This is a genomic window from Xenorhabdus sp. KK7.4 (assembly GCF_963876465.1).
Classification (GTDB): Bacteria; Pseudomonadota; Gammaproteobacteria; order Enterobacterales; family Enterobacteriaceae; genus Xenorhabdus; species Xenorhabdus stockiae.
The window spans coordinates 1-13,175 of sequence record NZ_CAWNQF010000057.1 but is presented as its reverse complement, the minus strand read 5'-3'; the positions used below and the strand labels follow the sequence as shown (position 1 = coordinate 13,175).

The 13,175-nt window shown below is 47.3% G+C and carries 5 protein-coding genes; 2 read left to right on the top strand and 3 right to left on the bottom strand.

Features of this window, described 5'->3' with window-relative positions; all coding sequences use genetic code 11:
• Positions 1 to 31 precede the first annotated feature (31 nt).
• The 3 genes from AACS90_RS05655 to AACS90_RS05645 form a co-directional block, all read right to left on the bottom strand.
• On the bottom strand, positions 32 to 499 hold the full coding sequence (locus AACS90_RS05655) for a MarR family winged helix-turn-helix transcriptional regulator (RefSeq protein WP_099122139.1): 468 nt from the start codon (positions 497 to 499) through the stop codon (positions 32 to 34).
• 91 nt (positions 500 to 590) lie between these two features.
• Complete coding sequence (locus AACS90_RS05650; protein ID WP_099122047.1) at positions 591 to 1,340, bottom strand: SDR family NAD(P)-dependent oxidoreductase; 750 nt, start codon at positions 1,338 to 1,340, stop codon at positions 591 to 593.
• Between the two features lie 179 nt (positions 1,341 to 1,519).
• Positions 1,520 to 2,857 carry an aminotransferase-like domain-containing protein gene (locus tag AACS90_RS05645; RefSeq protein WP_099122046.1) on the bottom strand — a complete coding sequence of 446 codons (1,338 nt, stop codon included), beginning with the start codon at positions 2,855 to 2,857 and terminating at the stop codon, positions 1,520 to 1,522.
• A gap of 305 nt (positions 2,858 to 3,162) precedes the next feature.
• Between AACS90_RS05645 and AACS90_RS05640 the strand changes: the two genes are divergently transcribed.
• Complete coding sequence (locus tag AACS90_RS05640; protein WP_193757198.1) at positions 3,163 to 4,044, top strand: DMT family transporter; 882 nt, start codon at positions 3,163 to 3,165, stop codon at positions 4,042 to 4,044.
• A gap of 545 nt (positions 4,045 to 4,589) precedes the next feature.
• Positions 4,590 to 13,175: non-ribosomal peptide synthetase (locus tag AACS90_RS05635; RefSeq protein ID WP_193757197.1), on the top strand; the 8,586-nt coding region annotated here is incomplete at its 3' end.

Sequence of the window (13,175 nt, the reverse complement as noted above, 5' to 3'; positions counted from 1 at the left end):
ACAGCGAAACGTGATTTTTGCTTCATAAGATTTAATCTTCACGAATGAGTGTATTCGCGGATAAAAGATCTGCTGCCCGATGACATAGCTCTGTAAATATAGCAATTTCGCCCTGAGACATATGCGATGTGACAATATCAGCCATATTGTGTCTACTTGCTTCGGTTCGCTGCAAGAATACCAATCCCTTCGGGCTTAATTTAGTGACCAGTTCGCGCTTATCATGCTCACTCGATTCTTGTTTAACCAGCTCTTTATCTTTAAGTGAGCGCAAAATCTTCGATGTTTTTGAGCGGGTAAAACCGAGCTTTTCACCAATAACACCGGGGTTCATGGATTGATGCTGCCGGAGTAAATGTAATACATCATATTGAGCCCAGGAAACGCCTTCAGGGTTTACCATCGTTCTTCTTGCAACAAGAACGCACTGGAGCCTGCTCAATGCATCTCCAAAAGGTGTTATCGCAATATCATGAGTGTTCTGATTATCCGTTTTCATATAACGCTTTTCTTTCTGTGATTCAGCTAACGGTAAATGGCAGGAGAAAATCATCCCGCCACTGTCTAAAGTTTTGACTCAAGTCGCCCCATTATTGTGATAAATATCCGCCATCAACAGGATAAATCCCCCCTGTGCAAAAGCTGGATTTTTCTGATAAAAGAAATGAAATAAATTCAGCAACTTCTTCCATTTTAGCCATTCTTTTCATTGGGTGGCAGTCTGAAAAGCGGTGTAATACTTCTTCTGGAAGTTCGTTTATCTTTGGAGTACTAACATAACCGGGGGCAACTGCATTTACCCGGATATTCTTACATGCAAATTCTAGCGCAGCGGTTTTCGTTAAACCAATCACGCCATGCTTTGCTACGGTATAAGGCGATAAGCCAGTAATACCAGCTAATCCATTAACGGCTGACAAATTAACTATCGCCCCTCCTCCTGATTTCTGCATCGCGGGTATTTCATATTTCATGCAATAGAAAACACTGCTTAATGTGGTGGAAATAACCCTATCCCAATTCTCCAGTGTTTGCTCTGGTATAGTTTTATTATGTTCACCTGTTATTCCGGCACTATTGACTGCAAAATCCAGCCTGCCAAAATAACTCACTGTGTTATCAATTAAACGGCGAACTTGGGCTGGATCAGATACATCACACTGAATACCCAGAGCGCGTCTACCATCAGGTGATAAGGATTTAGCCTTATTTTCAACTGAAAGCTTAGATCTGGATGCAATGACAACACTGGCTCCTTTTGCATATAAAACGTCCGCGACTTTTTCTCCAATCCCATCAGTGCTACCAGTAATAATAGCTACCCGACTGTTAAAACTCATAAATCCCTCCGTATCATTTTTACTGGATTTATCTGACTTTAACAGCCGATAGTGACAATTTTTGTCAGCAAGATAATTTCCATTTGGAAAGTATATTTGGTGTTTATTAAAAAATTCTCGGGGATGATATCCACGTTTTCAGGATATTGGTTTCTATTTGGAAACTAAAAATCAGGATTTCATAAGCACGAATACAGGCTGATAATGTTTTTTACTTTTTCCAGTACCGTTTGCAGGGATTTTTGTTCTATCGAACCAATAGCCAGACGGATTGCATGTGGCACATATGAAGATGTAGCAAATGGTTCGGCTGTGGATACTGATATATGCTCCTTCATTAAAGCCATTGTAACCTGATCTGCCCTTACTCCCTCATCCAGCGGAAGCCAGACAAAATAGGATGATGGATGGCTGATATATCTCATTCCTTTAAAGACGCGTTTAACAATGAGTTGACGTGCCTGTGCATCATGACGTTTATCTTCTTCTAACTGGGTGATCATTCCGTTAGTGATCCACTCACAGGTAATGGCGGTAATTAAAGCAGGGGTATTCCATGTTGTTACCCTGATTATCCGTTCAAGTGCGGGGATCTTTTCTACCGAAGCAGCAATAAAACCAACGCGTAAGCCGGTCGCAATACTTTTCGAAAAACCAGAAACATAAATTGTGGATTCAGGAGCCAGTTCCGCTAGGGGCGGCGGTGCATTCTCAGCAAGAAAAGCGTAAGAACCATCTTCAATCAGCAGCAGGTTATATTGTCGGGCCAGCGCCACCAGACGTTGCCGATGTTGCCGGCTCATCACCCATCCTAATGGATTGTGTAATGTAGGCATGGTATAGAACGCCCGGACATGCCGACGCTGACATAGCTTTTCCAGTGCATCCAGATCAGTCCCCTCGTTACCCGCAGGAACTGAAACAAGTTCCAGATGATAAGTCTTTGCCAGCGCTTTAAAACCCGGGTAAGTCAGAGTATCTACTGCAACTACATCACCGGGTTTCAACATAGCCATAACAGTTGTGGCTAAACCATGCTGAGCACCGCTAACAATAAGGGTATTATCTGTCGTGATACTCTTTAATCCCCTTGTTTTCAGATATTGCGCTATCACCGTTCGTTCATGCAAACGCCCGCCATGTGGCTGGTAACGAAGTAACGCGTCAAGATCGCCGGAAGTCGCCAGTTGGCGGAGGGAATTTCGTAACAATTCTGTCTGGGAGGGAAAAGAGGGATAGTTAAAACTTAAATCAACCATATCTGAAGCTACATGGTGTTCTATACCAAAATCCGCAGGTAATGATATTTCCCGGACAAATGTCCCTCTCCCTGTCTCCCCACTCACGAGTCCCATCGCTTCAAGTTCGGTATAAACCCGGGTTGCTGTGACTAAAGACATCTTTTCATCGATAGCCAGCTGTCGGTGAGTAGGCAGGCGTGTTCCGGGAGGCAAACGGCCCGTCCGTATATCAGCAGCAAATTTATCAACTATAAATTTATATCGAGAGTGTGCCATTAAAAAAAGCCTCCGGTTTCAGTGCATTTCTCATGATAACGCCTGATTTATATGCGATTTGTATGAAAATGTATTCATGACAATAATTTGATTGTCATGAATGTGAGCAATATCATGATTTATCGTTATCACAGATTGGTCAGTATTTTATTTATAGGCTTCAGTTAGATACTCGATAAACTCCAGGTTACAACGGGTAATAATATGAGGTGAATCCTTATATTTCCCCGCAGTGCGGGGAGATAGACACCTATCTTGAAGTTGAGTTGGTATAGAATCTAATTACATGAGGTTTCAGAACAAACATGAAAAGTTTAACCATGAAACAGGATAGAACGAACGGATGGTTTAATGGCTTTCTTGGTGTATTGATTTTCAGTGGCTCTTTACCTGCAACAAAAGTAGCAGTAATGGATTTTGACCCTGTGTTTCTGACCGTTGCCCGGGCATCCATTGCCGGTTTATTGGCTCTGGTCATCTTGTTAGCTCTAAAAGAAAAGCGCCCTAAGTTAGAACAAATCGCTTCTCTGGTTATCGTTTCTATCGGTGTGGTCGTTGGCTTCCCTCTTCTCACCGCACTGGCACTACAATATATAACTTCAGCTCACTCCATTGTATTTTTGGGTTTACTGCCTCTGGCAACAGCCATCTTTGGTGTATGGCGTGGAGGAGAGCGTCCCCGTCCTGCTTTCTGGGTGTTTTCTGTCATCGGCAGTGCACTGGTTGTGGGGTTCGCATTTACTCAGGATTCAAGTGCTTCACTGACCGGAGATCTATTAATGCTGGCATCTGTCATTGTATGCGGGCTCGGTTATGCAGAAGGTGCAAAGGTTTCCAGAGAACTGGGTGGCTGGCAGGTGATATGCTGGGCTTTACTCATATCATTACCCATAATGCTGATTCTGACATTGATATATATGCCGGATACATTTCAAAACGTCAGTATGCCTGCCTGGATAAGCCTTGGGTATGTTTCACTCTTCAGTATGCTGATCGGGTTTATTTTCTGGTATCGCGGTTTAGTGCAAGGAGGAATTGCTGCTGTCGGCCAGCTTCAATTACTTCAACCCTTTTTAGGGCTGGCTTTAGCTGCGAGTTTGCTGGGTGAATCTGTAAGCTTCCTTATGGTTATTGTCACGATTGGTGTAGTTTTCTGTGTCTTTGGCTCCCGACGATTTGCAAGATAGCCTCCGATAAGGTGAAACCATCTTCTTACCTCTTGGGAAGGTGGTATTCATCGTGTTGGAATTCCTTCCGTCAGATCACACTCGGCTCAATAGAACATTCAGCCGTTTAGTTCCCCTCTGCTTTGATAAGACGTTAACGTTACCTATAAACATTAAGTAATTTTATTATAACTACTCGTTACTCCTGCCACATTAAACTGCCGATCAAGCTTCATTCTTTTACCTTTTTGGACTTACGGAATACATGGGTAAAACAAAATAAACATAATAATTTTTTTATTATTTTGTTTCTGTTTAAGTTCATTGGTTTAGTTTTGATAACGTCTTATTAATGCCACCTACGTTGGCATCCTGATATGCAAGTTAAGCACTATCCTCGCGCTTGAAGAAATAACCTAGATACCTTTTTGTTCTGAATGAAGCACTTGTATACAAAATACAACGCTCTATCTGTGCCTGTTAATGCAGGAGTTATTTCGTAATTGCAAGAATTATACCAGGTTTTTTAGCTGGCAGATTAATCTATGAGATTCTGGAGCTATAAAATGCATACACAACGTAACCACAAACCATCATGTGGTGAATTCTCACTAAGCTCTACTCAACAAGTTATTTGGTTAGACCAAATGACTCGCCCTAACTCCTCCGATTACAACCTCAGTACATTAATTTTTCTTGAGGGGGAGCTGGACGAATCATTATTTATTCAGGCGCTGGAAGCCGTCATTTCTCATCATGATGCTTTACGTTTAAAACTCATTGAGACTTACGGGATGCCTCGGCAAACATTTGTTGAGACTCTCCCGCTTCCCTTAACGGTATACGATTTTTCACAGGAAACTGATGCTGAATTCCGCGCCGAACAGCAGATACACGCTAATTTTATACGCCCGTTTTGTTTATATAATGAATTGTGGCATACCGGATTATTTAGGGTCAGTGAGAACCGCTGGTACTGGCAATTCTGCTGTCATCATTTGATCTCAGATGGCATGGGATTAAAACTGATTATCAAGGCGCTTTTAGAACACTACAGGCATTTAACGATCGGGGAAAATTTGCCTGATATAGCTCCTTCTTATCTTGATTTTATTACTGAAGATCACGCCTATCTGAATTCTAAATTGTACATGCGAGACTTGCAGTTCTGGCAGAAGCGCTATGAAACGTTGCCATCAGCCCTGCTTCCACTGTCGCATTCAAGGAAGCCTGCCACGAGTGAATTTGTTAAACCCGTCTTTTGGCAACTGGATAAAACACTTTCTCAGCAGATAGAAAATATCGCAACCACTCATGGATTATCTGTCCTTCATTTTATGTATGCCATTTTAGCTTGCTATTTTGCTCGTATTAACGGTACCGAAGAGATTGTTATAGGCATTCCCGTCCACAACCGAAAAAATAAAAAACAAAAATCGACACCCGGTATGTTTTCGTCAGTCATCCCTATCAGAGTGACTATTCATGCGGATGATTCTGTTCTTGATATTATGAATAAAGCGGCGGCTGAGCTGCATCATTGCTATAAACATCAACGATTTCCTATTACTGAAATCAATCAGCATACACAAATCAAACAAAAAACCGGGCGTAGCCAACTTTTTGATATCGTCCTGTCATTTGAGCCATTCGATGTCTGTGTCAGTATGGAGAATATAGCCACAACGTTAAAAGGCACCTATCGTGGCGTAATGTTTCCTCTTTCAATTGCGATTCACCAATATTCAGTCTCTACAAATCCCAAAACTGAAAAGGAAAATAAACCCTTCACCATTTCATTCAGCTACGACAGTAATTACCTGAGTTATGAAGAAGTTATCACCCTTCAATCCCGGCTGGCACTGTTAACTGAAGCCGCAGTGATATCACTGGATACAAAGGTTAAACATGCTCCTCTCTTACCTGAGATGGAACGGCATAACCTGTTGTTCACATTCAATAATACCGAAGCTGAATTTCCGCAGGATGCACTCATTCACGAGTTGTTTGAACAACAAGCAGCACTTACCCCAGAAGCTACCGCTGTGGTATTTGAAGAACAGTCCCTCAGTTATAACGAACTTAACCGCCGGGCCAATCAACTGGCCCATCATCTGATTGGATTGGGGGTGCAACCGGATGATCGCGTCGCTATCTGTGCCGAGCGCAATTTAGAGATGGTGGTGGGATTATTGGCGATCCTCAAAGCTGGCTGCGCGTATGTGCCTCTTGATCCGGCTTATCCACCTGAGCGGCTGGCTTATATGCTGGCTGATTCCGATCCCGTGGCGTTACTGATTCAAACAACACTGAACGGAATCGTTGGGGAGCTTCCATTACCTACTGTCAAACTTAATGAACTGTCCTCGCCCATATTCGCGACCCTGCCGGAAACCAATCCGGTTGCCGCCATGCAGGGGCTGAATTCACAGCATCTGGCCTATGTTATTTATACTTCCGGTTCGACCGGACAGCCCAAAGGGGTAATGAACAGCCACCGTGCCCTGTGCAATCGGCTGGTGTGGATGCAGAACACCTATCAACTGACTCCTGAAGATCGGGTGTTGCAGAAAACCCCGTTCAGTTTCGATGTCTCTGTCTGGGAGTTTTTCTGGCCCCTGCTATATGGAGCCTGTCTGGTGATGGCCCGGCCGGAAGGCCATAAAGACGTCGATTATCTCGCCCAGTTGATTGAACAAGCCGGGATCACCACTCTGCACTTTGTGCCGTCCATGTTGCAGCAGTTTGTGCAGAGGGTTAAACCACAACATTCCTTGCCCTCCCTCCGGCGGGTCATGTGCAGCGGTGAAGCTCTGCCCGCAGAATTGCAACAACGCTTTTTTTCTCGTTTTAATACGGAATTACACAACTTATATGGCCCGACTGAAGCCGCCATCGACGTTACTTATTGGGCTTGTCAGCGTGATGATAAACGCCATTTTGTGCCGATTGGTTATCCGATCTCCAATACGCAAATGTATGTTCTAGATAAACAGGGTAATCCTGTACCCATTGGTGTCAGTGGTGAGATCCATATCGGCGGCGTCGGTGTTGCCCGGGGTTACCTGAATCGGCCTGAACTGACTACCGAACGTTTTCTACCCGATCCATTTTCCACTGAGCCTGATGCCCGTCTGTACAAAACCGGCGATCTGGGCCGCTGGCTGCCAGATGGCAGTCTAGAATACCTCGGACGTAATGATTTTCAGGTGAAATTGCGGGGTTTCCGCATTGAATTGGGAGAAATTGAAGCAGGCCTGATGCAATGTCCCGGTGTACAGGACGCAGTCGTGATGGTCCGTGAAGATACTGAGGGCGATACCCGTCTGGTAGCCTATCTCTGTGCTGAAACGGGTACGAAACTGGTGCCTATTGATCTGCGCCGACAGCTGGCACAACATCTGGCAGAATACATGCTCCCCTGTGCGTTTGTCATTTTAGATACTTTCCCACTAACTCCTAACGGTAAGCTCGATCGTAAGGCGCTACCCGTTCCGGACTTATCCTCCGTGATCACCCGTGACTATGCGGCACCGGTGGGTGAAGTAGAAACCATGCTGGCTGAAATCTGGCAGGATTTACTGAAACTGGAACGGGTTGGTCGTCACGACCATTTTTTTGAACTGGGCGGGCATTCGCTGATTGCGGTCAGCATGATTGAACAATTGCGTAATAAAGGATATTCACTGGAAATACCTACTTTTTTTGCTACGCCGCTGCTGGCAGAGATGGCACAGGCGATACAGGCCCGGCAAGATACGCCGGATATGCTTATCCCACCGAACCTTATTCCCGATGGCTGCACAGCCATCACCCCGGATATGCTGCCATTAGTGACGCTGTCACCAACCGAAATTAACACGATTATTGCAACTGTGGCTGGTGGTGTAACTAATGTGCAAGATATCTATCCGCTCTCCCCGTTACAGACAGGCATTCTGTTCCATCACCAGTTACAGGAAAACGAGGATGCCTACCTGTTAAATGGTCTGCTGGCTTTTGATGATCGCGCCCATCTGGATACTTTTCTGAACGCTCTGCAACAAGTAATAGACCGCCATGATATTCTGCGAACTGCCGTCTGCTGGCAGGGTCTGAGCCATCCCGTTCAGGTAGTCTGGCGACAGGCACCGTTACTCGCGACACCATTTATCCCCACGTCCGTACAGAATATTCCGTCTCAATTACAAGCGCATATCGCTCAACGAATGAATATCAGTCAGGCACCCTTATTTACCGCCAGTACCACCCACGATCCGGCCAGTAATGAGTGGCTGCTGGCGCTGAGTTTTCATCATCTGGTTAGTGACCATGTGACACTGGAATTAATCATGAATGAGATCCAGCAATTATTACAAGGAGAAGTCGAGTCCCTGCCTGCGCCCCTGCCATACCGCAACTTTATTGCCCAAATGCTGAACATACCGCTTTCAGTGCATGAAGGTTACTTCCGCGAGCGGCTCGCTGAGATTGATGAACCCACAGCCCCCTTCGGCCTGCTCAATGTACAGGGAGATGGTACAGATGTGACGGAAGCCCAATTGTGTCTGGATATCACGTTGGCACAAACCCTCCGCGCACTGGCTCGTCAACTGGGGATCAGTCCGAGTGTGCTGTTCCATGTCGCGTGGGCACAGGTATTGGCCCACACCAGTGGACGTGATGACGTGGTGTTCGGCACGGTACTGTCCGGACGATTGCAAGGCACTACAAGGGCCGATCAGGTGATGGGGATGTTTATCAACACCCTGCCGGTCAGAATATCCCTGAATAATCACACTGTACTTGAAGTGGTTCGGGCAACGGCAAAAGATCTGGCAGACCTGCTGGAACATGAGCAATTTCCACTTGCTCTCGCCCAGCGTTTCAGTAGTGTGACACCTCCCCAGCCTTTGTTCAGTGCTCTGTTTAACTATCGCCATTCTCCATCAAATGCTACGGATAAACCCCGCTGGAAAGGTGTTCGTCTGCAGTCTTTTGAAGAGTGGTCAAATTATCCACTGGATCTGTCAGTGGACGATCACGGGGACGGTTTTACTCTGGTTGCCCAAACTGTGAACAGCGTTGACCCCAATCGGGTGGTGAATTATATGTATACCGCTCTTTGTGGGCTGACCGAGGCGTTGCAAAACAATCCCGGTCAGCCTGTGTTGGCGCTGCCCATTCTGCCGGTAGCCGAACGCCAACAGTTACTGGTGGATTTCAATGCCACACAAGCTGATTTTCCGCAGCATGCCCTTATTCACGAACTGTTTGAACAGCAGGTTGCGCTAACACCAGAGTCCCTTGCCGTGGTGGGTGAAGAACACACACTGAGTTATGATGAACTGAACCAGCGTGCCAACCAGTTGGCCCATGCCCTGATTGCGGCAGGTATCCAGCCGGATGATCGGGTCGCTTTGTGTATCGAACGCAGCCCGGATATGATGATTGGCATTCTGGGTATCTTAAAAGCCGGGGCGGCGTATGTACCGCTTGATCCGAATCACCCGGATAAGCGACGGGCTTATATACTGTCTGACAGTACGCCTAAATTACTGCTCACCCAACAGCATTTACAGGCACAGGTTCTGAACCATGATATCCCTGTCTGGTTCTTGGATAAGGCGGATTATCTGAATCGAGCCGCCAAATACGCTGTCGCTAACCCTGAACCGGAACAACTGGGATTACAGAGTCACCATCTGGCCTATGTGGTCTATACTTCGGGTTCGACAGGGCGACCCAAAGGCGTGATGGTTGAGCATCGTAATGTGGTGAACTTTATTCATGCCCAGTGTCAGATAACCGCGCTTAATGCGGCAGATCGCGTCCTGCAATTTGCCACAATCGCCTTTGATGCGTCCGTGGCCGAAATTTTCCCGACACTGGCAACGGGCGCCACCTTAATTCTACGACCCTCTCACCTTCAGATACCGGATGCCGCTTTCGGCCACTTCCTGCAAGAACAAGCCATCAGCGTTGTCGATATACCGACCGCTTTCTGGCATCAGTGGGGACAGGAAATAAAAGCCGGTCGCAGTGGGTTCAGTTCAACCCTGCGTTCAATTACGGTTGGCGGGGAAAAAACTAACCTTCACTCTCTTACCGACTGGCAATCCCTGCCTGAAACACAACACTGTCGCTGGACAGACACCTACGGCCCAACGGAAGCCACTGTCATTGTGACCTCTCTGTCACTCCATGGTGGCGCCTTACACGATGCGGCTCAAACGTTGTCCATTGGTCGCCCAATCGCCAATTGTCGAATTTATCTACTTGATAAAAAACAACAACCTGTTCCTCTGGGTGTGACGGGGGAAATCTATATCGGTGGTGCTAGCGTCGCCCGGGGTTACCTGAATCATTCTGATTTGACTGCTGAGCGCTTTGTTGCTGACCCGTTCAGTTCCCAGCCGGATGCTAGAATGTATAAAACCGGCGATCTGGGGCGCTGGCTATCGGACGGTAATATCGAATATCTGGGTCGTAATGATTTTCAGGTCAAGATCCGGGGTTTCCGCATCGAACCAGGGGAAATTGAAGCACAATTAGCCGCCTGTCAAGGTGTCAGAGAAGCGGTGGTTATCGCCCATAAAGCTGATAATGGTGAACAACGGCTGGTCGCTTACGCAGTGCCACAGCCGGATGCCGCGCTGGACACCGCCAGTCTGCGTGACCAGTTACATACCCGTCTGGCGGAATATATGATCCCCAGCGCCTTTGTGGTATTAGAGACCTTCCCGCTGACCCCCAATGGCAAGCTCGACCGCAAGGCGCTGCCCGCACCGGACTTGTCAGCGGTGATCACCCGGGATTATGAAGCACCGATTGGTGACGTGGAAATTGCACTGGTACAAATCTGGCAGGAATTACTGGGCGTGGAACGGGTCGGTCGTCACGACCATTTCTTTGAACTCGGGGGACATTCCCTGATTGCCGTCAGTCTGATTGAACAGTTACGCAGTCGGGGATATTTACTGGAGGTACGTAGCATTTTTGCCACACCATTGCTTTCAGAGATGGCGCAAGCAATATATGCACAACAGGATACTTCCGATATTTTTGTTCCCGCCAATCGTATTCCCGATGGTTGCACACATATTACCCCCGATATGCTGCCGTTGGTGACGCTGTCACAAACTGAAATTAATACGATTGTTGCAACTGTGGCGGGGGGGGTGGCTAATGTACAGGATATCTACCCGCTCTCCCCGTTACAGACAGGCATTCTGTTCCACCACCAGTTACAGGAAAATGGTGATGCCTATCTATCAAATAGCCTACTGGCTTTTGATACCCGTTCCCGTCTGGATACCTTTCTGAATGCTCTGCAACAAGTGATAGACCGCCATGATATTCTGCGAACAGCTTTCTGCTGGCAGGGACTGAGCCAGCCGGTACAGGTGGTCTGGCGACAAGCAAAACTGCCGGTGACATCGTTTGTTCCCACATCGGCAGAAAATATTCCGTCGCAATTACAGTCCCACATCACTAACCGGTTGGATATGAGTCAGGCTCCGTTATTTACTGCCTGTACTACCTATGCTCCCGCTTCTGAGGAATGGTTGTTGGCTCTGAGTTTCCATCATCTGGTCTGCGATAATGTAACACTGTCGTTGATCATGAATGAAATTCAACAGCTATTACAGAAACAGAGGGTACAGGGACAGCCGATTGCACTGACTTCGCCATTGCCATACCGCAACTTTATTGCTCAGGCCCTGAGCGTACCGGCTTCGGTACATGAAGACTATTTTCGTCAACAGCTTGCGGATATTGATGAACCCACCGCGCCTTTCGGTTTGCTTAATGTGCAAGGCAATGGCACTGATGTGACGGAATTCAGTTTACCACTGGATAAAACTCTGGCTCATACTCTGCGCGCGCAGGCTCGGTGTTTAGGGATCAGCGCGAGTGTGCTGTTCCATGTCGCCTGGGCACAAGTGCTGGCTAAAATCTGCGGACAAGAAAATGTCGTATTCGGCACAGTGCTATTGGGACGATTACAAGGTTCTGTCGGTGCAGATCAGGTGATGGGGATGATGATTAATACCCTGCCGATCCGGGTCTCCCTGAGTAATTTCAGTGCATTGGAAGTCGTGCAGGCAACAGCCAAAAATCTGGCAAACCTACTGGAGCATGAACAAGCTCCGCTGGCACTGGCACAGAATTGCAGTGGTGTTATCCCGCCGATGCCGCTGTTCAGTGTATTGTTCAACTATCGTCACGGCTCATCAACTCCCGCAGAGGCAGAGAAAACTGTCTGGGAAGGAATACGCCTGCTGGCATCCGCAGAGAGGACAAACTATCCCATCACCCTTTCAGTGAATGATACAGAGGACGGTTTCACGTTGATTGCTCAGAGTGTGGCGGATGCCGACCCCTGCCGATTGGTGAATTATCTGCATACTGCCCTGAGTGAATTAGTTAACACGCTGACGACTGAACCCCAGCGGCCTGCGCTTGATTTATCTATTCTGCCTGCGGCTGAACGTCAGCTACTGTTGGAGTATTTCAATGCTATACAGGCTGATTTCCCACCAGATACCTTGATCCACGAACTATTTGAACAACAGGTTGTTCGAACGCCGGAAGCGATTGCCGTGGTGTGGGAAGCGGAAACGCTCAGTTATGGCGAACTGAATCGTCAGGCTAACCAGTTGGCCCATTATCTGATGGAATTGGGCGTAAAACCGGATGATCGTGTGGCTATCTGTGTCGAACGCAGTTTAGACATGATCGTGGGAATATTGGCTATTCTCAAGGCTGGCGGTGCTTATGTGCCCCTTGATCCGGCCTATCCCGCTGACCGATTAACTTATATGCTGGCCGATGCCGAACCCGTGGTGTTGCTGACGCAAACCGCACTGGGCGAAATCACTGGCAATTTTGCATTACCTACTGTCAGACTTGATGACCTGCCCTCATCCACGCTAGCAAACCTACCGGAAACCAATCCGCTGGCCACAGTGCAGGGACTCACTCCGCACCATCTGGCATATGTGATTTATACCTCCGGCTCCACCGGCCAGCCTAAAGGCGTGATGGTAGAACATACCAACGTCACCCGCCTGCTGGCAGCGACACAGGCGAGGTTCCGGTTTGATAACAACGATATCTGGACGCTGTTCCACTCTTTTGCCTTCGATTTCTCCGTATGGGAATTATGG